Origin of the sequence: Stenotrophomonas sp. GD03654, assembly GCF_029845105.1 — a bacterium.
GTDB lineage: Bacteria > Pseudomonadota > Gammaproteobacteria > Xanthomonadales > Xanthomonadaceae > Stenotrophomonas > Stenotrophomonas africana.
Genome location: NZ_JAOCLC010000011.1, coordinates 26,447 through 48,880, shown reverse-complemented (window position 1 = coordinate 48,880; position 22,434 = coordinate 26,447). Strand labels below are relative to the sequence as shown.

Sequence of the window (22,434 nt, the reverse complement as noted above, 5' to 3'; positions counted from 1 at the left end):
TGCTCACGAACCATCGCGAGCCGGTCCATCCTCGGAAGCCCCGGCGGAAGCAGCACCGTGCAGGGCCAATGCGAGCAGGTGCTCTTTCACCTGGATCAGTTGCTCCATGCGTTCCTCAACACAGGCGAGATGGCCTTGGACAGCCTGCCTTAGCAGCTCAGGTTCCAGGAACCCCTCATGTGCCCAACCCAGTAGGCGGCGCACGTCATCCAGGCCGATTCCCGAGGCACGGTAGTTGCGAATCAGGTGAAGCCGTTCGACATGGGCCGGGCCATAGCGCCGATAGTTGTTGCGTGACCGCTCCGGGGCTTGCAACAGGCCCTCCCGCTCGTAGAACCGAATGTTCTCCGGGGGGGTGCCCGTCAAGCGCGCAAGTTCACCGATCCTCATCCGGTTCTCCGTGCGCAACGATGGGGAACGCCGCCGTTGCGCATAGCCCTTATCCCGGCGACCGGGCGGATGGTTGCCCGGTGGCGCCCGATTGCACCGTGTGCTCAGTCCAGCCGCCACCCAGCGCCTTGTAGAGGTGGATGAGGTTGTTCAGCCGCGTCAGGCGCGTGCGCACCAGGGTCTGCTGCGCACCGTACTGTGTGCGTTGCGCATCGAGCAAGGTGAGGTTGTCGTCCACGCCTTCCTGGAAGCGTTGCTCGGCTAGTTGGTAGGCTTTCTGGCTAGCCGCTACCAGGAGCTGCTCCGAGCGGATCTGCTCATCAAGCGTGCGCTTGCCCGCCAAGCCGTCAGCCACCTCAGCAAAGGCCGCCTGGATAGACTTCTCGTAGTTGGCGATTTCGATCCTCTTTTGTACCTGTGCCACGTCCAGATTGGCTCGCAACGCGCCGCCGCGGAAGATGGGCAGCGTGATCTGCGGCAGGAAGCTCCAGGCCCGCGAGCCCGAATCGAACAGGCCGTCCAGCGAAGCGCTGGCCGTGCCCGCCGAGCCCGTGAGGCTAATCGTCGGGAAGAACGCGGCCCGCGCCGCGCCGATGTTGGCGTTGGCGCCGATCAGCATCTGCTCGGCGGCGCGGATGTCCGGCCGACGCGCGAGCAGTTCGGACGGCAGGCCGCTCGGCAGGTCGGTCGGCACGATGTCGTCCGGCAGCGCCACGGCCTCGTCAAGCTGCCGGGACAGCTCCGGCGTCAGCGGCTGGCCCAGCAGCAGCACCAGCGCGTTGCGGTCCTTGGCCGCCTGCCGCGTGTAGGCGGCGCGGTTGGCCTCGGCGGTGCGCAGCGCGATCTCCGCGCGGCGCAGGTCGAGCTGCGTGGAATTTCCCGCTTCCACCAGTTGGGTGGTCAGGTCATAGGAGCGCTTCTGTGTGGCGAGGGTGTCGCTCGTCAGGCGCAGCAGTTCCTGGTCGGCGCGCAGCGTGAGGTAGGCGCTGGCCACCTCGGACACCAGGCTCATCTGCGTGGCGATGCGGGTCTCGTCGAGGGCCAGGTAGGACGCCAGCGCCCGGTCGTTGAGGCTGCGGATGCGGCCCCACAGGTCCAGCTCCCAGGCGGCCGTCACCCCGGCCACGTCGTAGCGCCGGAGCACGTCGCTTTGCCCCGTGGTACTGAGGTCGGCCGGTACGCGCTCTGACGCGCCGCGGGCGGAAACGCCCAGGTTCGGCAGCATCTCGGCACGCTGGATACGGTACAGCGCCTGAGCCGCCTCCACGTTGAGCGCGGCTTTGTGCATGTCGCGGTTGTTCTCCAGCGAAATGCCGATCAACTGCTGCAGCAGCGGGTCGCGGAAGAAGTCCCGCCAACCGATCTCGGCCGTGATCGCGTCGTCGGGCGTCGCGGCCGCCAGTTCCACATAGGCCGCGCCCGAGGGATAGGCCGTGTCGATCGGCGCTGCGGGCCGGTCATACTTCGGTGCCATGGAGCAGCCAGCCAGCGCCGCCGCGAGGGCGAGCGGCGCCAGCGTCCTGGCGGGTCGTGTGAATGCGAAAGATGTTTTCATGTCGTATGTCCTCCTGGCCGTCATGCGTGCTGGTCGGTCATGCCGCCACGGGCATGGCGCGCTTCGCGGCGCAGCGCCAGCTTGCGCACCACAACGTAGAACACCGGCGTCAGCACCAGGCCGAATACCGTCACGCCCAGCATGCCGGCGAACACCGCGATGCCCATGGCGTGGCGCATCTCGGCGCCCGCACCGCTGGCCAGCACCAGCGGCACCACGCCAGCGATGAAGGCGAACGACGTCATCAAGATCGGGCGCAGCCGCAAGCGCGCGGCTTCGAGCACGGCTGCCAGCGGATCGGCCCCTTCGCTTTCCTTCGCGCGGGCGAACTCCACGATCAGGATCGCGTTCTTGGCAGCCAGGCCGACCAGCACCACGAAACCGATCTGCGTGAAGATGTTGTTGTCGCCCCCAGAGAGCCAGACGCCGGCGATCGCCGAGAGCAGCGCCATGGGTGCAATCAGCAGCACAGCGAACGGCAGCGACCAACTGTTGTACTGGGCCGCCAGGAACAGGAAGGCGAGCAGCACCGCCAGCGCGAAGATGTAGATCGCCGTGTTGCCAACCCGTTTTTCCTGGAAAGTCAGGTCCGTCCATTCGTAGGTCATACCGTCCGGCAGCGATTCGCTCACGATCTTCTCAATCGCGGCGGTGGCCTGGCCGGACGAGTAGCCCGGCGCTGGCCCGCCGCTGATGTCGGCCGAGGGAAAGCCGTTGTAATGCATCACCCGGTCGGGGCCGGAACTGCGCTCGATGGTCGCGATCGCGCTCAGCGGGATCATGTCGCCCGCTGCATTGCGCACCTTGAGCATGCCTATGTCCTCAGCCTGCATGCGGAACTGCGCATCGGCCTGGGCCATGACCCGGTAGGTGCGACCGAAGCGGTTGAAGTCGTTGACGTAGAGCGAGCCAAGGTTGACCTGCAGGGTGTCGAACACCTCGGTCAGCGATACGCCCTGCGACTTGGCCTTCACCCGGTCGATGTCCACCTGCAACTGCGGCGCATTGGTCTGGAAGCTGGCGAGCATGTTCGCCAGCTCGGGCGCCTGCATGGCCTTGCCCATGATCTGGCCCTGTGCCTGCGCAAGCGCCTCGGGACCCAGGCCCGCCCGGTCCTCGATCTGCAGCTTGAAGCCGCCCATCGAACCCAGGCCCGGCACCGGCGGCGGCGGGAAGATGCCAACGAAGCCGTCCGGGATCTGGCTGAACTTGCCCATGAGCTTGCCCTGGATGGCGAAGGCCGACAGCGACGGGTCCTTGCGCTCATCGAAGGGCTTGAGCATGGCGAACATCAGCGCGGTGTTCGGCTGGTTCACCGGTCCATTGACCGACAGGCCCGGGAAGGCCACCACGCTCTCGACGCCCGGCTCAGCCAGTGCGATCTTGGTCATCTCCTTGACGACCGCCTCGGTGCGATCCAGCGAGGCGCCGGTCGGAAGCTGGGCGATGCCCACGAGATAGTACTTGTCCTGGGCCGGCACGAAGCCCGCAGGCACCTTGTGGAAGCCCAGCCAGGTCAGGCCCAGGAAGCCGACGTAGAGCAGCAGCACGATGGCGCTGCCGCGCACCGCGCGGCGCACGCCCCCGACGTAGGAATTCGAGGCGCGATCGAAGAAGCGGTTGAAGCGGCGGAAGAAGCCGCCGAACACGCCGTCGATGATGCGCGTGAGACGATCGGGCTTGGCCGCGCCGTGGTGCGGCTTGAGCAGGATGGCGGCCAGCGCTGGCGACAGCGTAAGCGAGTTGATCGCCGACAGGATGGTCGAGAACGCGATGGTCAGCGCGAACTGGCGATAGAACTCGCCCTGCAGCCCCGACAGGAACGCCGAGGGGATGAAGACCGCTGCCAGCACCGAGGTGATGGCCAGGATCGGGCCAGTCACTTCATCCATCGCCTTGCGCGCCGCATCCTTGGGCGATTCGCCCAGCGCCATGTGGCGCTCCACGTTCTCCACCACCACGATGGCGTCATCCACCACGATGCCGATGGAGAGCACGAGGCCAAACAGCGACAGCGTGTTCAGCGAGAAGCCGAACATGTGCATCACCGCGAACGTGCCGACCAGCGAGACCGGCACGGCGATCAGTGGAATGATCGACGCGCGCCAAGATTGCAGGAACAGCACCACCACGATCACCACCAGGAGGATGGCCTCCAGCAGCGTGACGGCGACGGACTGGAGCGAGGCGCGCACGAAGACTGTGGGGTCGTAGGCGATCTTGTACTCGATGCCTTCGGGGAACTTGGCCTGCAGCCGCTCCATCGTCGCGCGCACCGCGCTGGACGTGTCCAGGGCATTGGAGCCGGGCGTCATCAGGATTTGCAGGCCGACCGCGTTCTCGCCGTCGAGCTGGCCGCGCATGGTGTAGTTGTCCGAGCCCAGTTCCAGGCGTGCGACGTCGCGCAGGCGGGTCACCTGGCCGTTGGCGCCGGCCTTGATCACGATGTCGCCGAACTGCTCTTCGGTGGTCAGGCGCCCCAGCGCATTGACGCTGACCTGGAAGGCGGCCGACGCATTCGGCTGCTGGCCGATCGAGCCGGCTGCGACCTGCACGTTCTGCTCGCGGATGGCGGCGACCACATCGCTGGCGGTCATGCCCCGCGATGCGACCTTCTCGGGGTCGAGCCAGACGCGCATTGCGTACTCGCCTTCACCGCCGATGATCACGTTGGCGATGCCCGGCAGGCGCGCCAGTTCGTCGCGCACGTTGAGCATCGCGTAGTTGGACACGTACAGCGGGTCGTAGCGGTCCCCCGGCGAGAGCATATGCACCACCATGAGAATATCGGGCGCGGTCTTGTCGGTGACCACGCCGATGCGCTGGACCTCGGGCGGCAACCGGGGCAGCGCGCGTGAGACGCGGTTCTGCACCTGGATCTGCGCGACGTCGGGGTCGATGTGCTGCTCGAACGAGATGGTCAGCACCATCCGCCCGTCCGTGGACATCTGGGACTGCATGTACATCATGCCTTCCACGCCGTTGACCGCCTGCTCCAGCGGCGATGCCACGGTGTCGGCGATCACCTGCGGGTTGGCGCCGGGATAGCTGGCGGTGACCTGCACCGTCGGCGGCGTGACCTGGGGGTACTCGCTCAGGGGGAGCTGGAAATAGCTGATCGCGCCCGCGATCAGCATCAGCACCGACAGGACGATGGCGAAGATCGGCCGGTTGATGAAGAAGCGGGGGAAATTCATTTGCGGGCCTCCGCCGAGCCGGCCGCGCCGTCAGCCTTGGCGGGGTCCGCGCCACCGGCCTTGGCAGGCGCCGCAGCGGGAGCCGGAGCGTTTGCCGCAGCCTTGGTCGCGCCGGTCGCGCCGGCGGCCGGTGCCGCGGGCGCCTGCATGGGCACCATGCGCGGCGTGACCGCCATGCCGGGGCGCACGAGGCCCTTGATGATGATCTTCTCACCGGCCTGCAGGCCGCCGTTGATGACGCGCAGCCCGTCCACCACCGGCCCCAGTTCGATGGGCCGGTACTGGGCCTGGTTGTTCTCGCCCACGACCAGCACGTAGTTGCGCCCTTGGTCGGTGCCCACGGCCTGATCGTCGATCAGGACGGCCTCGCGCGCCGCGCCGGTGGACAGCTTGGCCCGGGCGAACATGCCGGGTGCCATGCGCCCATCCGGGTTGGGCACAACGGCGCGCGCGCGGATCGTGCCGGTGCTTCGGTCAATGGTGTTGCCCACGAAGTCGAGCGCGCCCCTGTGCGGGAAACCCTTGTCCGTGGTCAGCCCGACCTGCACGGGCAGCGAAGCCTTGCTACCGGCGCCCGCAGCGGGCCGCGAGCGGCTGACGACGTTGAGATAGGTGGCCTCATCAATGTCGAAGTACACGTGCAACGGGTCGATGGATACGATCGTGGTCAGCAGCGTGGCCGCGCCGGCGCCGCCACCGCTGACCAAGTTGCCCTCGGTCACGAGCACGCGGTCGACGCGCCCGGCGATGGGCGCAGTGACGCGGGCGTAGGACAGGTCCAGCTGAGCCGCAGCAACGGCGGCCTTAGCCGCCTGCACCTGAGCCTGGCGCGCGTTGCGTGCGGAGGCGGCATCGTCATAGGTCTTGCGCGCGACGGCGCCGGTCGCCACCAGGCGCTCGGCGCGGTCAAAGTCGGCCTGGGCCTGGCTGGCCAGCACCTCGGCCTGACGCAGTTGCGCCACGGCCGTGTCGAGCGCAACCTGGAACGGCCTCGGGTCGATCTGGAACAGCAGTTGGCCCTTGCGCACGAGGCTACCTTCGGGAACGCTCACCGCATCGACGGCGCCGCCGACCCGCGAGCGCAGCTCGACGGTCTTGGGCGCGGCCAGGAAGCCGGTGTACTCGGCCGATGGCGCGACCGTGCGGGTAATGACCTCGGCCACGGGCACCTGCGGCGCCATCGGCGCGCCCGCCGGGGGCGCCGCGGCCTTGCCCTCGTCCTTGGCGTCGCGGGCAGCGATCGCTATCCCCCCGACGGCTGCGATGACGCCTGCCACCACAATGATTCTGATTTTTTTACGCATGGAAGTGACCCTTTCTTGGATGCAGGACTCCGGCCCTTCCGAAGCGCTCTGCAGACATTTGTGTGGAGGCTAGGCGTTACAACGACGGCAAGGTCAAGCCCTCTTGTTGCCTCAGCGGGCAGACGGCACGGACAAGGTGGTGGGACGCCCGGCGTCGTCGCCGTGGTTGGCCTCCGGCGCGCCCTTGAAGCGCAGCAGGCGCAGTGCGTTCAGCGTGACCAGGGCCGTGGCGCCGGTGTCGGCCAGCACGGCAACCCACAAGCCGGTGATACCCAACACGGTGGTGACCAGGAACAAGCCCTTGAGGCCAATGGCGAATACGACGTTTTGGTGAATGTTGGCCATCGTCGCCCGCGACAGGGCCACCAGGTGGGCCACGTCCGTGACGCGGCTCTTGAGCAGCGCGGCATCGGCGGTTTCCAGCGCCACGTCCGTGCCGCCGCCCATGGCGATACCCACGTCGGCGGTCGCCAGGGCCGGCGCGTCGTTGATGCCGTCGCCGACCATCGCCACCTTGGCATCACGCTTCATCTCGTTGACCAAGCGCAGCTTGTCCTGCGGCAGCAGCTCGGCCTCCCACTCGATGCCCAGCTTGCCGGCGATCGCCTGCGCGGTGCGGCGGTTGTCGCCGGTCAGCATGACCGAGCGCACGCCCATGGCGTTGAGCTGGGCCACGCCTTCGCGCGCGTCGCGGCGGGGCTCGTCGCGCAGGGCCAGCAGGCCCAGAACGTTCTTGCTGGCTTCGTCGAACAGGACCACCACGGTCTTGCCGCCATCCTCCAGCTTGTCGATTTCCCTGCGGTGCGCGGCTGTCAGCGTGGCCGTCTGTTCCGCATGGGCGGGCGATCCGACAGCGAGCGCACTGCCGTTCACGGTGGCGCGCACCGCCTTGCCGGCAATGGCCGATGCGCCCGTGGCCTGGGGAATCGCCACGTCCAGGCTCTTGGCATGGGCGACAATGGCCTTCGCCAAGGGATGGTTTGAGCCGGACTCGACAGCGGCGGCAAGCGCAAGGACCTGTTGATGCTTGAACAGCCCGAAGGGCAGGACCTCGGTGATGCGCGGCTTGCCCTCGGTCAGCGTGCCAGTCTTGTCGAAGGCAATGGCGCGCACGCGGCCGATGGTTTCCAACGCGTTGCCACCCTTGATCAGCAGGCCCCGTCGCGTGGCCACCGCAAGGCCCGAGGCGATGGCCGCCGGTGTGGAGAGCACCAGCGCACATGGGCAGGCAATCAACAGCAGTGCGAGGCCGCGGTACAGCCAGGTACCCCAGTCGCCACCCATGGCAAGTGGCGGAACCACCACGATCAACGCCGCGATGGCCATGACGGCAGGGGTGTAGTAGCGGCTGAACTTTTCGATGAAGCGAGCCGTGGGCGCCTTGGAGGACTGCGCCTGCTCCACCAGTTGGATGATGCGAGAAATGGTGTTGTCCGATGCCGTCTTCTCGACTTGTACTTCGAGCACGCCATCGACGTTGATGGAGCCGGCGAACACGTCGGCACCGATAGCCTTTTGACGCGGTACGGACTCGCCGGTGATAGGCGACTCGTCCAGGCTGCTTTCACCGCGGAGGATCTTGCCGTCCGCAGGCACCCGGTCACCAGGGCGCACCAGCACGCGGTCGCTCACGCGCAGGGAAGCGGCGGGCACTTCGCGCTGCCCGCCCGCGGCATCGAGCAGTACCGCCGTCTTAGGCACCAGGGAGGCCAGCGCCTTGATGCCGGCGCGCGCGCGGCCGGCGGCCACGCTTTCCAGCAGCTCGCCGATCGCGAACAGGAACACCACGGCAGCAGCTTCCTCGGCCTCGCCTATCACGAGCGCGCCCAGCGAGGCGACGACCATCAGCGTTTCGATAGAGAACGGCGAGCCTGACACAGCCAGCGCGAAGGCTTTGCGAGCGAACGGCAGCACGCCCGCGATCACCGCAGCGGCGAAGATCCATTCAGCGTAGCCAGGAACGAACTGCGCGATCGCGTAGGCCGAGCCCATCAGGCCGCCCAGGCCCAGCACGTGCTTGCCTTTCTTCGTCTGCCACCAGCGCTGATGGCGCGCCGTCGATGCTGCTGCTGGGGCCGCGGGTGCTGAGCCATCATGGCGGCGCACGTCGGAGACGCCGAAGCCCAGGCTCTTGATGGTCTTCTCGATGTGGCCGAGCTGCGTGGGGCCGCCAGACGCGAGCGTCAATTCCAGCGTTTCTGCGGTGAAGTTTATGCGGGCATCGGACACGCCATCCATGCGAGCGAGCGCCGTTTCGATCTTGCCGACGCAACTGGCGCAGTCCATGCCCTCGACGCGCATGGACACGTTGGGGGGCGTGCTGGGTGCTCCACGGGAGGCAGAGGCCGGCGCATGGTCATGCCCGCTGCAGGCCCCGTGATCGTGACCGTGGTCATGGGCATGGGCATGGCCGTGAGCATGGCCATGCCCATGGTCATCACCGCACGCTTTGCCGTGCGAATGATCGTGCCCGTGGTCGTGGGCATGCCCATGGTCATGGTGGCCGCCGCAGCCGGCGTGGTCATGCGCGTGGGCCGCATGGCACGGTGCAGGTGCTGCGGACATTTCGGACGCGGGCAGTGCCTGCACGTCGAAGCCCAGGGACCGGATTTTCTTGGCAATGTCGCGTGCAGTATTTCGGCTACTTGTGCTGCGCGTCAACGTCAGCGTCTCATTTGTAAAATTAACCTGTACATTTGATACGCCATCAATTCGACCAAGCGCTGTTTCAATCTTGCCGACGCAACTGGCGCAATCCATACCTTCGACCCGAAAGCCCAGTTGTTCGTCCTGCGCTCCTGTGCCGTCCAATGTTTCCAAAGACATATCAATCTCCTGGTTCTCTGAGTAATCGCCGTGGCAGGACGCACAAATCAGCGATCGGAATGTTATGCAAACAAATGAACACTTGTTTGTATGTTTATTCAAAAAAAAGAAAGAATCTCTTTCTGGCTGAACCATCCGACCGCTGCTTTATGCAGCTGCCATTAAGTCATTTTTTGTTGCGCAGCATCTGGTAGGTTTCAAATGCGGTGCGGTAGGCATCACTATAGGTATCAGGCGTCTGCTCACCAGCCCAGAATCCAGCCATTCCCGCAACCTGCCAATCTGCCAAATCACTCTTTACTTGAGCACGAGTCAATGCCACCGGAGCCTTGTAAGCCGCAACCAGCTTGAGCTGGAGATAGCTCTCGTAGGCTTGTTGGTAGGCTTGGGTGTGCGAAGCGGTGGTGATTCCGCGCGAGGTGAACGCGTGCATGCCGGAGATTTTCCACAGTTCCAAATCAGCCATCACTTCAGCACGAGTCTTTCCTGCTGAGGGCGCCTGATACATATCACCTTGGGTCAATTGCAAGTAGCGCTGAAAGGCAGCCTGGTATTGAGGGCTGAACGTATCCGGGCCGCTTTCGCCGCGAGACAACGCTTCCAACCCAGATTGCCTCCAAGCAGCCAGATCCTCCTGGACCTGTTGCCGTGTCATATCTGCGGCGAACGGTTGAGCGTTTACTCCAGCAGCAAAAAGTGCGGAAAGCAGAACAGCAAAGCGAATTTTCTTGGACATGGTCAATACTCCTTGACGTTAAAAATAATGGCGTGGTCCTTACGCCTTTCGGATACCCCGTAGACAAATAATAACACACATGAAGATATGTTCAAGTGTTTATTTTTAGAGTGCTTTTTGCTTGGGGTCTTCTAGGCATTCAGCAAGGCGCGCCGGTGTCTCTCTAGATTAATAGCCAAAAAAAGCCTACCCCTTGAAGGCGTAGGCCGGCGCGCACTCACATGTTCAGTCAATCGTCGTGTCTGTCCTCCGAAATGTGAACCGCCATGTCCTGGAGTACCTGGCTGACGTGCTGGTCGGCAATGCCGTAGAAGATGTGCTTGGCTTGGCGCTCGCCGCGCACGAGGCGCGCGCCGCGCAACAGGCGCAGGTGATGGCTGACCAAGGACTGCGACAGGTCTAGCGAGCCAGCAATGTCGCCCACTGCGACCGATCCGCGCATGCACTGCAACAGGATTTTCAATCGCGATTGGTCGCCCAGCAGGCGGAAGGTCTCTGCCAGAACAGCGACGTCACTTTGCGATAGTGCGAGGACATCAGTGGTCGTGCCGTGGTTAGAGGTCGAACATTGCACAATAGCGGCGCTGGTGGTTTTGCGGGATGTCATGGATTCAAACCCTCAAGTGAACTGCGAACCGTCTAGCACGGCCTCAATGCTTGTGACCGGGAGCGGAGTGGTCATGGTCATGATTGTGCTCACTGTGGTCGTGGCCGCTGTGGTCCTGACGGCCTGTCGTGGGTTGCAGGCTGCAGATGTTCTCGTCAGCCTCCGAGTTCCAGTCGATTCCGACTGTGGCGTGTTCGATGCTGAACTGCTCTCGCAGCACCGCCTCGACGCGCTTGACCACAGCTCGCGCCTCCTCGTCCACGTTGGGTCGAACGTGTAGCGTGGCCATCGTGCGACCGGAAGTGAGTTGCCACACGTGAACATGGCTGACAGCCGCCAGGCCGGGCACAGTGCTCATCAGGCCTTGTTCCACCTTTTCCGGCGAAGCGTCCTCTGGCGCACCCTCCAACAGGATATGGATCGACTTGGCCAGGAGCTTCCAGGCGCTGCGCAGAATCAACGCCGCTACTAGAACCGACAGGATGGGGTCGATCGGAGTCCAGCCGGTGAAGTAGATGACGATCGCTGCAACGATGGCGCCGACAGAGCCGAGCAGGTCACCCATCACGTGGAGGATGGCACCTTTCACATTGACGTGATCGGTTTCGCCGCGGGTCATGATCCACAGCACGAGGACGTTGATCAGTAAGCCGAGCACGGCGACGATCATCATCGGGCCGGCGAGGATGACGGGCGGCGCCTGCAGCCGCTCCCACGCCTCGTAGGCGATCCATGCGACGATCGCGAACAGGGTCACGGCGTTCAGGAAGCCGGCGATGACCTCGAAGCGCAGGTAACCGAATGTGCGTTTGCTGTCGGCTGCGCGGCGACCGAATCGGAAGGCAGCGTAAGCCAGGGCAAGTGCCACGGCGTCGGTCAGCATGTGGCCAGCATCGGCAAGTAGGGCTAGCGAGCCCGACAGCACGCCGCCGACAGCTTCCACGAGCATGAAGCCGAAGATCAGGAAGAAGGAAACCAGAACCTTGCGCTCGTTGGCGCTCGTCACTGTGGGGGTGTGGTCGTGATCATGGTCGTGACCATGGTCATGTGCATTGGATTGGGACATGGGCGCCTCTGCTGGTTGAGTGTTTGACTATGGCGAAATATAACACATGAATATGTGTTCATGTGATATATTTTCGCTCACCCTTCTCAGCCTCCGAAGCCATGCGTTGTGATGCCGCAACGAGAAAATGTGCCTATCCTTTCGGCCAGATACGGTGCAGGTCATCCAGAATCAGCTGGTGATGGTGCCTGCCTTGGTCTGCGTGTGTGCGTAAATGAGGGTGATCCGGCGGCAAGCTGGGGTGGTCATGCGCCACGTCAGAAGGGTCGCTGGCCGGCCACAGCCAGAGCGTCAGCGCCACGCCGGCCAAGCCGACCAGGGACATGACAATGAAGGTCGATGGCAAGCCCATGACCGCGCCGAAGCGGCCGGCAAGTGGGTAGCAGATGAGCCAACAGGCGTGCGACAGCGCGAAGTGTGCCGCGAAGATCGCAGGACGGTCCTCGGCATGGGCCGAGCGGCGCAGAAGACGGCCGGATGGCGTTTGCGCCACGCTGTAGCCAAAGCCGATGATCAACCACAGCGGCAGCAACAATGCATAGCTCGGCAGCAGTGCGCCGATCCCCGTGCCCACGACCAGTACGGTAGCGCCGGTGAGCATCGCGGTTCGGTCGGCCACCTTTTCCAGTAAGGATGGCAGAACGAAGGCTGCCACCATCGAACCGCCTCCGAATGCCGCCAGTGCCGACGCCACTTCGACCTCGCCTAGGCCAAAGCGCGCCTTCACGAGAACCACCGTGTTCACGATCACCATGGCGCCCGCCGCCGAGACGGCCAAGCTGATCGCCAGCAGGCCCCGCAGGCGTGGCGTAGCGAGATAGATGCGTGTGCCGCGGGTCGTGCGATCCCAAATGCCGCGGCGCGGTCCGGGAATAGTTGTGGGCAACCGCACGCTGACCACGAGCGCGGCTGAAACGAGGAAACCGAGCACTGTTCCCGCGAACAGGTTGTGAAAGCTGATGACGGTCAGCAGCGCAGCAGCCAGCATCGGGGAAATCAGGCTTTCCAGGTCATAGGCCAGCCGGGACAGCGACAGCGCCTTCGTGTAGTCCTCTTCATCGGGAAGGATGTCCGGGATAGTGGCTTGGAAAGTCGGCGTGAAGCCGGCGGATGCCGCTTGCAGGACAAAGATCAGCAGATAGATCTGCCAGACCTCGGTGACAAAGGGCAAACAGATCGCGACAACCGCTCGTACCAGGTCCAGCGCTACGAGCAATGACCGTCGCGGGAACTGGTCGGCGAAGGCCTGTGCGACTGGAGCGACTCCCACATAGGCCAGCATCTTGATAGCCAGCGCCGACCCGAGCACCGCACCTGCATCGGCCCCGGCCAGCTCGTAGGCAAGTAGGCCGAGCGCTACCGTCATCAGGCCTGTGCCGACGAGTGCGATCACCTGCGCGGTGAACAGGTGGCGGTAGGTGCGGTTCTTTAGGACGGAGAGCATCGAGAGACCTCAGAGCAGTCTGGTTAGCGCCTTCATTTCGGCTAGAACGGAGTCCTCATCATGAGATAGGCAGTGGTCGATGTGGTCATGGATCAGGACGCGCTTGGCCGCTGTGACGGCGCTCTCCACCGCAGCGAGCTGGCGAGCGATGTCCAGGCAGGTTTCTTCTCCTTCGATCATCCCGATGACGTGTCGCAGATGACCCTCGGCGCGCTTGAGCCGTTTCACGAGATCTGGGTGGCTGGTGTGCTTGTGCATCTCTTTCATGCAGCAATCATATCCCCCCCCGGGGGATATGCTCAAGGAGTCTGCATAGCTGTTTGCGCAGTGGATTAGCCCCACCTCGCCTCTCGATGTCTTGCGCCCGACGCCCTCTCTAAGGCGATTGGTGCTCAAAGGATGTAAGGTTTTCTTTCCCATTCATATGAATAGATATACAATTGTTCATATCTAAGCCAGTGAACAGTGGCTTTTCAACGACAAGCACTTGCTCGGAAAGAGAACACCCAGCCGGGGGTAAGTACTGATGCAACACCGATGGAGAATTGAATGCTTCGCAAAGACATACGCAAGGGATGGATATGGGCGGTATCCACGCTTTGGGCCGGCACCGTGCTAGCCCAGCCAGTAGCCGCCCCTCACGTCCCATCCAGACCAGACAGCCACATGGTCGCCCAATTGTGGGAGTCAGCTTGGCAGCGGCAGCCAGAAGCCGCTGGAGAAGGCGCCTGGCAGCAGGCCGCCCAAGCACGCCAAGAGACGGCCGGCAGTTGGGTGGCAGGTCCGATGGCGCTGGAAGCCTCCACCAAAACTGATCGGTTCAACAACCGCAACGGACAGCGCGAATATGAAGTCGGGGTGGCTATTCCCCTTTGGATGCCTGGTGAGCGCGCCTCGTCGGCACGCTGGGCGGACGCGGAAAGCCTCGCGCTATCCAGCCGGATGCTGGCCGCCAAGCTACGCACGGCCGGACAGGTTCGCCAGGCATGGTGGGCATGGCAGCGTGCCCAGGCCGAATTGGTGGCGGCGCAGGATCGCACCCGCAGCGCGGACGAGTTGGCGCAAGATGTGGCTCGCCGAGTTCGCGCGGGCGACCTGGCGCAAGCCGACAGAAACCAGGCCGATGGCGCCTTGGCGTCGGCTCGTAGTGCCCTGGCCATTGCTCAGGCCGAAGAAATCACGCAGCGCGAGGCGTTGTTGGCACTGACCGGCATCGAGAGTATCCCGTCGCAGGCCGATTCCGCGCAGCCGGAGCAGTCAGGTGTCCGAGTTCAACCGGCATCGGCACAGCCGTCCGGCGCGTTGTTGGGTAACCACCCTGCGCTGCTGGAACTGCAGCACAAGGCGCTGGCGGCCCGCCGCTCTGCGGAACTGGTGTCCCATCAGAAGTACGCCAACCCCGAACTGACCCTGGCGACCACGCGGGATCGGGGCGGCTACGGCGAACGCTACAACCAGACGATCACGGTGGGTGTGCGCATTCCCTTCGGTACGGGTAGCCGTCATACCGAGCAATTGTCCAGCGCCAATGCGCAGGCACTGGAGGCTGAGTCGGCACTCGCGGCCCAGCGCACCCGGCTACTCTCGGAAATTCGAACTGCCCAATCGCGCGAACTGGCAACCAGCACCCAGATGCAGGCCGCTTCGGAGCGCCAGCGACTAGCCCAACAAACGCGCACCTTCTACCAAAAGTCGTTCGCGATGGGCGAGACGGACATGCCGACACGCCTTCGCATCGAGCAGGAGGCCACCGAGGCCGAGCGCGCGGCGCTGCTCGCCAAGGTGGAGCATGCCGCGGCCATCTCGTCCCTGTTGCAGGCACAAGGCACGCTGCCGCAGCCGACCGAGACTTTCACTGACATCTCCGGCACGCGCTGATCGGCGCGCGCTCAACCATCCTGGAACCTTAGAAATGTCGCAATCCTCTTTCTGGCGTGCAGCTGCCTTGTCCAGCCTCCTGCTTGGCAGTAGCGCAACGTGGGCCGGCGACGGCCATGACCATGGCGAAGCCGCTCCTGCCCCCGCAGCGGCCGCGCTTCCGCGCTTTGCCGCAGTTTCCGATGACTTCGAACTGGTGGGTGTGCTGAACGGCCAGCGTCTCACACTCTACCTCGACCATGCTGCCGACAACCGGCCGGTGACCGATGGCGAGCTGACCCTCGAGCTGGGTGGTCAACAGGTAAAGGTCAGCTCACACGGGGTTGGAGAGTTCGAGGCCGATCTGACTGAGCCGCTATCCGATGGCGAGACCTCAATCATGGCCACTATTACTGCGCAGGGCCAATCGGACCTGTTGACGGGCGTTCTCGATGTTCATAGCGAAGACGCCGAACACGAGCATGCCGTCGCATCCGGCCGTGTGGTCGTACTAGGTGGCGGTGCCGCAGTCCTCGGCGTCGGTGTCCTAGCGTGGGCGCTGCGCAGACGTACACGCACCAACGGTGCACTGCGAGGTGCAGCATGAAGCGCAACTTCCGTTTCCTAATGACGACGGCCATGGCGGCTGCATTGGCTCTGGCTGCTCCCGCGTTCGCTCACGACGGCCATGACCACGGCGACGAAGCGCCGGCTGCGTCTTCCAATGGCCCCCAGCGCCAGCCTGATGGCAGCGTGTTTCTTCCGAAACCGTCGCAACGTCAGATCGGTGTACGCACCCAGCTGATCAAGCAGGAGCCCTTGGCCCGCAGCCATGAACTGGCTGGCAAAGTAATCATGGACCCGACGACAGGCGGCAAGGTCCAGGCAATGGTAATGGGCCGGCTGGTGCCCGGGCCGGATGGTCTGCCGCAGATCGGCCAATCCGTGCGCAAGGGCCAGGTGCTGGCTTACATCGAACCGGCCAGCGGTGTGCTGGAGCGCTCAGGCCAGATGGCCCAGGTTGCCGAGCTGCGTGCGGGCCAAGCGCTCGCGCAGAAGCGCTTGGCCCGGCTGCGCGAGCTGTCGGAGACCGTGCCCCGCAAGGAGATCGAAGCAGCCGAAAGCGAAGTGAACAGCCTGACCGAACGCGCCCGCGCCTTGAGCGGGGGCCTCGCCGGCAGGGACGTACTGAAGGCCCCAGTCAGCGGCGTCATCGCATCCAGCCCCGCAGTTGCCGGGCAGGTCGTGGATGCGCGCGAACTGGTGTTTGAGGTGGTCGATCCGACCCAACTGCGCATCGAGGCGCTTGCCTACGATCCGGCAATGGCACAGAACCTGGCCGGTGCTGCACTCGCAGTAGGCGGTCAGAAGGTGCCGCTGAGCTTCGTCGGTGCCGCCAGCAGCCTGCGCGAGCAGGCCCTGCCCATGCTGTTCAAGGGCACCAGCGAAAGCCTCTCGCGCTTGGCGGTCGGTATGCCGGTGGTGGTCTTCGTGCAAGAGGCGACGACGGTACCTGGCTACCGCGTGCCTTCCGGTGCGCTGATGAAGAACCCTGCCAACCAGAACATCGTCTGGGTCAAAGACCAGGCCGAGCGCTTCGAGCCGCGTGTCGTGAACATCACTCCTTTGGATGGTGCATCCATCGCTGTCACTTCGGGCCTGGCGGACGGCGACCGCGTGGTTGTCGAGGGCGCGTCCCTGATCAATCAAGTTCGTTGAGGGGCACCATTCCATGTTCAAGTGGCTTCTCGAAAATAGCTTACGAAACCGGCTCCTGGTCATCATCGGGGCGCTGGTGCTGATGGCGTATGGCGCGTTCACCCTGACGCGCACGCCGGTAGATGTCTTTCCCGATCTCAACAAGCCGACCGTCACTCTCATGACGGAGGCTGGCGGCATGGCTGCCGAAGAAGTCGAGCAACTCATCACGTTCCCGCTCGAAACGGCCATGAACGGCCTGCCCAGCGTCGAAAGCGTGCGCTCGGTCTCCAGCGCCGGGCTTTCCTTCATCTACGTGACATTTGACTGGAAGACCGACATCTTCCGGGCGCGCCAGATGGTCTCCGAACGCCTGACGTCCATGGAGGAAGGGCTAGCCCCGGGCGTGACGCCCACTATGGGGCCAATCAGCTCAGTGATGGGCGAGATCATGCAGATTGCAATCCCCATCGGTGCCAAGCCCTCAGGGCAGAAGAACGCAGCCCCGCCGCTGTCGGCCATGGACACTCGCGAGTACGCGGACTGGGTGCTACGCCCCCGGCTGATGGCCATACCTGGTGTTGCCCAAGTCATCCCGATCGGAGGCGAGGTCCGTCAGTTCCAGGTCCAGCCCAACACCACGCGAATGTCAGAGCTGGGCGTGACTGCGTCCGATCTGGATGCGGCTCTCAAGGGCTTCTCCGCGAACACTTCCGGCGGCTTCCTGGAGATCAATGGCCGCGAGTACCTGATCCGCAACCTGGGCCGCACGTCCCGACTCGACGACCTGCGTAACCTGCCTCTCGCGGTGCGTGCGGGCCAACCCATCCTGCTCCACCAGGTCGCCGATGTTCAGTTTGCGCCAGCCATCAAGCGCGGCGATGCGGGCTTCGAGGGCCTGCCAGCCGTGATCCTGGGCATCCAAAAGCAGCCCACGGCCGATACGATTGCACTGACCCGCTCGATCGAGTCAGCGTTGGCGGACATGAAGGGCTCACTGCCGGCTGGCATGGCCGAGCCACAGGTGACCTTCCGACAAGCCAACTTCATCGAGGCGTCCATCAGCACGCTGCAAGGCAAGCTCATCGGCGCATCGGTCTTCGTGGCGGTGATCCTGTTCTTCTTCCTGGGCACTTTGCGCCCCCTGGTGATCGCGTTGACCGCGATTCCTGCCTCGATCTTCGTGACCGGGCTGGTGTTCCACTATTTCGGCCTATCAATCAACACCATGACGCTCGGTGGGCTGGCGATCGCCATCGGCGGTCTCGTGGACGATGCTGTGGTCGATGTGGAGAACATCATGCGGCGGCTCAAGGAGGACCGCACCCGCCACCCTGAGAACCGGCTGACGCCCCTGGTCATCGTTGCCAGGGCCTCGATGGAGGTTCGCTCGGCGATTCTCTACGCCACGATGATCATTGTGCTGGTGTTCCTGCCCCTGTTCGCGCTGCCGGGGATGGAGGGGCGCTTGTTCGTGCCGCTGGGCATCGCCTTCATCGTCTCCACGCTGGCCTCGCTGCTGGTCTCTGTGACGGTCACTCCGGTGCTTTCGTACTACCTGCTGCCCAAGATGAGGACGCTGGACCATGGCGACACTCGGCTTCTAGCCTGGTTGAAGACGCGCTATCAGGGCGGCCTGCAGCGGGTCTTGCAGCGGCCGCGTGCCGCCCTTGGCATGGCCGCTGTGGCTGTCACACTGGCTGTCGCCGCGGTGCCATTCTTCCCGACCACGTTCCTGCCCCCGTTCAATGAAGGAACGTTGCTGGTGGGCCTGCGCCTGAATCCCGGTGTGACGCTGGCCGAATCTTCGGCGCTTGCCCAGCAAGCCGAGCTGCTGGTCGCGCAGGTGCCAGAGGTGCAGCACGTGGGCCGGCGCAGCGGACGGGCCGAGCTGGACGAGCATGCCGAAGGCGTGCATGTCAGCGAGCTGGACGTGGGCCTGCTGCCCGCCTCGGAGCTAAAGCGCTCCATGGAGGAGATCACCGCCGACATCCGTTCGCGTCTGGCTCACTTGCCCGGCTCCATCGGCATTGGCCAGCCGATCTCGCACCGCATCGACCACATGTTGTCGGGGGTGCGCTCGCAGATCGCCATCAAGGTGTTCGGCGAGGACCTGGACGTCCTGCGCGGGCAGGCGGATCTGCTGCGCGCCAAGCTGGCCGGAATTCCGGGGCTTGCTGACCTGGAGATCGAAAAGCAGGTCCTAGCGCCGCAGATCAAAATCCGCGTGGATTATGCGGCGGCGGGACGCTACGGCGTGGCCGCACCGCAAATTCTGTCCACGCTGCAAAGCCTGGTCGAAGGCGAAAAGATCACCGAGGTCATCGAGGGCAACCGCCGCTTCGCGCTGGTGGTTCGCCTGCCCGAGCAGGCGCGGTCGATTGAGGGCTTGAGCCGCATCCTCATCGACACGCCCATGGGTCGGGTCCCGTTGTCGCGCCTTGCCACCATCGAAGACAGCGACGGCCCCAACCAGGTCAGCCGCGACGATGGCCGTCGACGCATAGTTTTGTCGGCCAACGCTCAGGGACGGCCGCTGTCCGAAGTAGTGGCCGACATACGCAGCGTCGTCCAAGAAGTGCGCTTGCCCGAAGGCTACTTCATCACGCTGGGCGGCCAGTTCCAGGCACAAGAGGAAGCCTCGCGACTGGTGGGCCTGCTGTCCATCGTCTCCCTGACGCTCATGTTCGTGGTGTTGTACACGCGCTACAAGTCGGTCGTCCTATCAGCGCTCATCATGGTGAACATTCCATTGGCCCTGGTCGGCGCCGTGTTGGGGCTGTGGCTGTCTGGCCAGCCGTTGTCCGTGGCCGCCCTGGTCGGCTTCATCACGCTCGCGGGTATTTCTGTGCGCAACGGCATCCTGAAGGTGAGCCACTACCTCAACCTCATGCGCATGGAGGGCGAGGACTTCGACCAGAAGATGATCGTGCGTGGCTCGCTCGAACGGCTTTCCCCGGTTCTGATGACCGCGCTGGTCACGGCCTTCGCGCTGGCCCCGCTGCTGTTCGAGGCGTCCCGACCCGGTACTGAGATCCTGCACCCCGTCGCGGTGGTGATCTTCTCGGGGCTGGTCAGCTCCACGCTGCTAGACACCTTCCTTACACCCGCCATGTTCTGGCTGTTCGGCCGCAAGCCTGCCGAACGCCTGCTGGACGACCGCGACGCGGAGGCATTCTGATGCAACGCCTTCTGTCACCCGATTTCAACCACCGTAACCCTATAGGAGCTTTCATGTCTGTTCGATTTCGTTCCCTCACGGCCGGCACCGCCCTCGCCCTGGCATCCGTCACCGCCTTCGCCGCAGGCGACCATGACCACGCGCATGACCACAAGCCGCTGCATGGTGGCGTCGTGACCGAAGTCCGGGACGTGGACTACGAGTTGGTCGTTCAGCCCGCAGCAGCGCAACTCTACCTGCGCGACCACGGCAAGCAGGTCAATGTAAGCAACACCAAAGCCAAGCTCACACTGTTGACCGGCTCACAAAAGCAGGAGGTGCAACTCACGCCTGCCGCGGACGGAAGCCGCCTCGAAGGCAGCGGGACCTTCGCCGCAGCCAAGGGCACGAAGGCCGTCGTCCAAGTCGAACGTGGGGGCAATACCGCGAGCGCCCGGTTCGTTCTGCCGTAGTGTTCAACGTGATCGTCAGGGAACGAGCTGTAATCTGGCGACCACCTGACAAAAGGCGCGACATAGGCGCTCACTATTTCCTCAAAAACTTTGGAGATGTAAATCATGGAAATGCATTTCGACGTCATTGTTATCGGTGCCGGCCCAGGCGGATACATCGCGGCCATTCGCGCTGCCCAATTAGGCATGAAGGTCGCTTGTGTAGATGCCTGGAAGAACAAGGACGGAAAGCCAGCACCTGGCGGCACCTGCAACAACATCGGTTGTATCCCTTCGAAAGCGCTACTGCAGTCGTCAGAGAACTTTGAACAAGCCAAGCACCACTTTGGCACGCACGGCATCTCCACGGGTGATCTGCGCATGGATGTGACCACGATGTTGGAACGTAAGAATCAGGTCGTGAAGTCCAGCAACGAAGGCATCCTTTATCTGTTCCGCAAAAACAAGGTCCAGTTTTTCAACGGCCTGGCGTCTTTCACCAGGACTGTCGATGGTGGCTTCGAGGTGAGCGTCGCCGCCGATGAGGCTGTTACCTTGGTGGGCAAGCAGATCATCGTTGCCACAGGCTCCAACGTGCGGCCACTCCCCAACCTACCGTTCGATGAGCGGGTCGTGCTCTCCAACGACGGCGCGCTGGACATCGCGGCCGTGCCCGATCGGTTGGCCGTCATCGGTGCCGGCGTGATCGGCCTGGAGCTGGGCTCCGTTTGGCGCCGCCTGGGGGCGGATGTCACGATCCTCGAAGGCTTGCCCAGCTTCCTGCCAATCGTCGACCAAGCCATCGCCAAGGAGGCGAAGAAGGCGTTCGACAAGCAAGGCCTGAAGATCGAACTAGGTGCGAAGGTTCGCGAAGTCAATGCAACCGAGGCTGGCGTGACTATTCACTACACCGACAGCCAGGGCCAGACGCAGTCCTTGCAGGCAGACAAAGTGATCGTGGCTATCGGCCGTGTGCCCAACACCGAAGGCCTGAATCCGGCCGCCGTGGGACTCCAACTGGATGAGCGCGGCGCCGTGCTGGTGGACGATGAATGCCGCACCAGTGTGCCCGGCATCTGGGCCATCGGTGACGTGGTGCGTGGCCCGATGTTGGCGCACAAGGCGGAAGAGGAAGGTGTCGCAGTGGCCGAGCGCATTGCCGGCCAGCACGGTCACGTCGATTTCAATACGATCCCCAACGTCATCTACACCAGCCCAGAGATTGCCTGGGTAGGCCGCACCGAGCAGCAGCTCAAAGAGCAGGGCACCGCCTATCGAATCGGTTCCTTCCCGTTCATGGCCAATGGCCGCGCGCGTGCGCTGGGCGACACGCCGGGCCTCGTCAAGGTGATCGCCGATCCTGCCACTGATGAGATACTCGGCGTGCATGTGGTCGGCCCGCAGGCCAGTGAACTGGTGGCCGAGGCCGTGATCGCCATGGCGTTCAAGGCCAGCAGCGAAGACATCGCCCGCATCTGCTTTGCCCATCCGACCCTCTCCGAGACGTTCAAAGAGGCCTCGCTGGCCGTGGACAAGCGCGCGCTCAACTTCTGATTGATCGGAAGCGGCATCCAAACCACCTCACCGAACGCAGCTGCGGGCGGTGGGGCGCATATCGCCATGGAACGTAGGCCACGCCGCAACGGCATGCTATGCCCAACAGTTACTCGTCGTTGTGGTCTTCCGCGATGTGGGTGGCCATATCCAGCAGCACCTGGTTCACGTGCTTGTCCGCCACCTCATAGAAGATCTGTTTGGCTTGGCGCACGCCCTTGACCAGGCGAGCACCGCGCAGCAGCCGCAGGTGGTGGCTCACCAGCGACTGCGAGAGTTCGAGGGTTTCAGCGATGTCCCCGACCGAGGAAGAGCCTTTCATGCAGCACAGCATGATTCTCAGCCGGGACGGGTCACCCAGGAGGCGGAATGTCTCAGCCAAGATGGTCACGTCATTCTGTGACAGCGATTCCAAATCGGCGCTGGGACCCTTCGGTGGGGTACTGAATGGCTTACTTGTATTCATTTTTAAAATATTTCCTAACCTCGAATGGCTGTTTTCGCCCTTCAGAATTAACAAGGCAGCGGCCGCTTAGGCGCGCGCAGCAAAGAACCAGTGCGAGCCTGGCAGGCAAGGCCTCCGTTCCC

17 protein-coding genes are annotated in these 22,434 nt (G+C 63.8%); 6 read left to right on the top strand and 11 right to left on the bottom strand.

The genetic code is table 11. The features are described 5' to 3' along the window. Window positions 1-3: 3 nt before the first annotated feature. From N5J73_RS06590 to N5J73_RS06545, 10 genes are all read right to left on the bottom strand, one after another. A complete protein-coding gene (locus N5J73_RS06590) occupies window positions 4-390 on the bottom strand; it encodes a MerR family transcriptional regulator (RefSeq protein WP_015912830.1) in 387 nt (128 codons plus the stop codon). Between the two features lie 49 nt (window positions 391-439). Continuing rightward, entirely contained in the window at window positions 440-1,945 is a 1,506-nt protein-coding gene (locus tag N5J73_RS06585; RefSeq protein ID WP_003821143.1) for an efflux transporter outer membrane subunit, read from the bottom strand. 20 nt (window positions 1,946-1,965) lie between these two features. Next, window positions 1,966-5,142 (bottom strand): efflux RND transporter permease subunit, encoded by a 3,177-nt coding sequence (locus tag N5J73_RS06580; RefSeq protein WP_012614062.1) that lies wholly within the window; start codon window positions 5,140-5,142, stop codon window positions 1,966-1,968. Continuing rightward, on the bottom strand, window positions 5,139-6,446 hold the full coding sequence (locus N5J73_RS06575; protein ID WP_003821145.1) for an efflux RND transporter periplasmic adaptor subunit: 1,308 nt from the start codon (window positions 6,444-6,446) through the stop codon (window positions 5,139-5,141). The genes N5J73_RS06580 and N5J73_RS06575 overlap by 4 nt, the downstream gene beginning before the upstream one ends. Window positions 6,447-6,557: 111 nt before the next feature. Next, window positions 6,558-9,272 carry a heavy metal translocating P-type ATPase gene (locus N5J73_RS06570; RefSeq protein WP_012614060.1) on the bottom strand — a complete coding sequence of 905 codons (2,715 nt, stop codon included), beginning with the start codon at window positions 9,270-9,272 and terminating at the stop codon, window positions 6,558-6,560. Window positions 9,273-9,438: 166 nt separating this feature from the next. After that, window positions 9,439-10,008 carry a DUF4148 domain-containing protein gene (locus N5J73_RS06565; protein WP_034018378.1) on the bottom strand — a complete coding sequence of 190 codons (570 nt, stop codon included), beginning with the start codon at window positions 10,006-10,008 and terminating at the stop codon, window positions 9,439-9,441. 229 nt (window positions 10,009-10,237) lie between these two features. Next, window positions 10,238-10,615: a metalloregulator ArsR/SmtB family transcription factor gene (locus N5J73_RS06560; RefSeq protein ID WP_003821152.1), complete on the bottom strand. Its 378-nt coding sequence runs from the start codon at window positions 10,613-10,615 to the stop codon at window positions 10,238-10,240. A 43-nt stretch (window positions 10,616-10,658) separates the two neighbouring features. After that, a complete protein-coding gene (locus tag N5J73_RS06555) occupies window positions 10,659-11,681 on the bottom strand; it encodes a cation diffusion facilitator family transporter (RefSeq protein WP_003821153.1) in 1,023 nt (340 codons plus the stop codon). Between the two features lie 133 nt (window positions 11,682-11,814). After that, complete coding sequence (locus N5J73_RS06550; RefSeq protein ID WP_003821155.1) at window positions 11,815-13,125, bottom strand: MFS transporter; 1,311 nt, start codon at window positions 13,123-13,125, stop codon at window positions 11,815-11,817. A gap of 9 nt (window positions 13,126-13,134) precedes the next feature. After that, window positions 13,135-13,392: a metal-sensing transcriptional repressor gene (locus N5J73_RS06545; RefSeq protein WP_003821156.1), complete on the bottom strand. Its 258-nt coding sequence runs from the start codon at window positions 13,390-13,392 to the stop codon at window positions 13,135-13,137. A 399-nt stretch (window positions 13,393-13,791) separates the two neighbouring features. On the opposite strand from N5J73_RS06545, the gene N5J73_RS06540 reads away from it, so the two are divergent. The 6 genes from N5J73_RS06540 to lpdA all read left to right on the top strand — a co-directional run bounded on the left by N5J73_RS06540 (window position 13,792) and on the right by lpdA (window position 21,846). Beyond that, window positions 13,792-15,003 carry a TolC family protein gene (locus tag N5J73_RS06540; RefSeq protein WP_223656232.1) on the top strand — a complete coding sequence of 404 codons (1,212 nt, stop codon included), beginning with the start codon at window positions 13,792-13,794 and terminating at the stop codon, window positions 15,001-15,003. A gap of 34 nt (window positions 15,004-15,037) precedes the next feature. Further along, window positions 15,038-15,589, top strand: coding sequence for a hypothetical protein (locus N5J73_RS06535; protein ID WP_015912829.1), 552 nt, complete (start codon window positions 15,038-15,040; stop codon window positions 15,587-15,589). Next, window positions 15,586-16,701, top strand: coding sequence for an HlyD family efflux transporter periplasmic adaptor subunit (locus N5J73_RS06530; protein WP_003821159.1), 1,116 nt, complete (start codon window positions 15,586-15,588; stop codon window positions 16,699-16,701). Before N5J73_RS06535 ends, N5J73_RS06530 begins: the two co-directional genes overlap by 4 nt. A 13-nt stretch (window positions 16,702-16,714) precedes the next feature. Then, window positions 16,715-19,861 carry an efflux RND transporter permease subunit gene (locus N5J73_RS06525; protein ID WP_012614056.1) on the top strand — a complete coding sequence of 1,049 codons (3,147 nt, stop codon included), beginning with the start codon at window positions 16,715-16,717 and terminating at the stop codon, window positions 19,859-19,861. Window positions 19,862-19,914: 53 nt separating this feature from the next. Continuing rightward, the gene (locus N5J73_RS06520; RefSeq protein ID WP_015912828.1) at window positions 19,915-20,313 is read left to right on the top strand and encodes a hypothetical protein; all 399 of its coding nucleotides are present in this window, start codon (window positions 19,915-19,917) and stop codon (window positions 20,311-20,313) included. Window positions 20,314-20,418: 105 nt separating this feature from the next. Then, a complete protein-coding gene (gene lpdA, locus N5J73_RS06515) occupies window positions 20,419-21,846 on the top strand; it encodes a dihydrolipoyl dehydrogenase (RefSeq protein WP_015912827.1) in 1,428 nt (475 codons plus the stop codon). Between the two features lie 109 nt (window positions 21,847-21,955). On the opposite strand, the gene N5J73_RS06510 is transcribed toward lpdA, so the two are convergent. Then, on the bottom strand, window positions 21,956-22,312 hold the full coding sequence (locus N5J73_RS06510; protein WP_015912826.1) for a metalloregulator ArsR/SmtB family transcription factor: 357 nt from the start codon (window positions 22,310-22,312) through the stop codon (window positions 21,956-21,958). Window positions 22,313-22,434 lie beyond the last annotated feature (122 nt).

What these genes read in the sequence shown, in the direction of transcription:
- N5J73_RS06590 (WP_015912830.1), bottom strand. Translation starts at nt 390, where the DNA reads ATGAGGATCGGTGAACTTGCGCGCTTGACGGGCACCCCCCCGGAGAAC.
- N5J73_RS06585 (WP_003821143.1), bottom strand. Translation starts at nt 1,945, where the DNA reads ATGAAAACATCTTTCGCATTCACACGACCCGCCAGGACGCTGGCGCCG.
- N5J73_RS06580 (WP_012614062.1), bottom strand. Translation starts at nt 5,142, where the DNA reads ATGAATTTCCCCCGCTTCTTCATCAACCGGCCGATCTTCGCCATCGTC.
- N5J73_RS06575 (WP_003821145.1), bottom strand. Translation starts at nt 6,446, where the DNA reads ATGCGTAAAAAAATCAGAATCATTGTGGTGGCAGGCGTCATCGCAGCC.
- N5J73_RS06570 (WP_012614060.1), bottom strand. Translation starts at nt 9,272, where the DNA reads ATGTCTTTGGAAACATTGGACGGCACAGGAGCGCAGGACGAACAACTG.
- N5J73_RS06565 (WP_034018378.1), bottom strand. Translation starts at nt 10,008, where the DNA reads ATGTCCAAGAAAATTCGCTTTGCTGTTCTGCTTTCCGCACTTTTTGCT.
- N5J73_RS06560 (WP_003821152.1), bottom strand. Translation starts at nt 10,615, where the DNA reads ATGACATCCCGCAAAACCACCAGCGCCGCTATTGTGCAATGTTCGACC.
- N5J73_RS06555 (WP_003821153.1), bottom strand. Translation starts at nt 11,681, where the DNA reads ATGTCCCAATCCAATGCACATGACCATGGTCACGACCATGATCACGAC.
- N5J73_RS06550 (WP_003821155.1), bottom strand. Translation starts at nt 13,125, where the DNA reads ATGCTCTCCGTCCTAAAGAACCGCACCTACCGCCACCTGTTCACCGCG.
- N5J73_RS06545 (WP_003821156.1), bottom strand. Translation starts at nt 13,392, where the DNA reads ATGAAAGAGATGCACAAGCACACCAGCCACCCAGATCTCGTGAAACGG.
- N5J73_RS06540 (WP_223656232.1), top strand. Translation starts at nt 13,792, where the DNA reads ATGGTCGCCCAATTGTGGGAGTCAGCTTGGCAGCGGCAGCCAGAAGCC.
- N5J73_RS06535 (WP_015912829.1), top strand. Translation starts at nt 15,038, where the DNA reads ATGTCGCAATCCTCTTTCTGGCGTGCAGCTGCCTTGTCCAGCCTCCTG.
- N5J73_RS06530 (WP_003821159.1), top strand. Translation starts at nt 15,586, where the DNA reads ATGAAGCGCAACTTCCGTTTCCTAATGACGACGGCCATGGCGGCTGCA.
- N5J73_RS06525 (WP_012614056.1), top strand. Translation starts at nt 16,715, where the DNA reads ATGTTCAAGTGGCTTCTCGAAAATAGCTTACGAAACCGGCTCCTGGTC.
- N5J73_RS06520 (WP_015912828.1), top strand. Translation starts at nt 19,915, where the DNA reads ATGTCTGTTCGATTTCGTTCCCTCACGGCCGGCACCGCCCTCGCCCTG.
- lpdA (WP_015912827.1), top strand. Translation starts at nt 20,419, where the DNA reads ATGGAAATGCATTTCGACGTCATTGTTATCGGTGCCGGCCCAGGCGGA.
- N5J73_RS06510 (WP_015912826.1), bottom strand. Translation starts at nt 22,312, where the DNA reads ATGAATACAAGTAAGCCATTCAGTACCCCACCGAAGGGTCCCAGCGCC.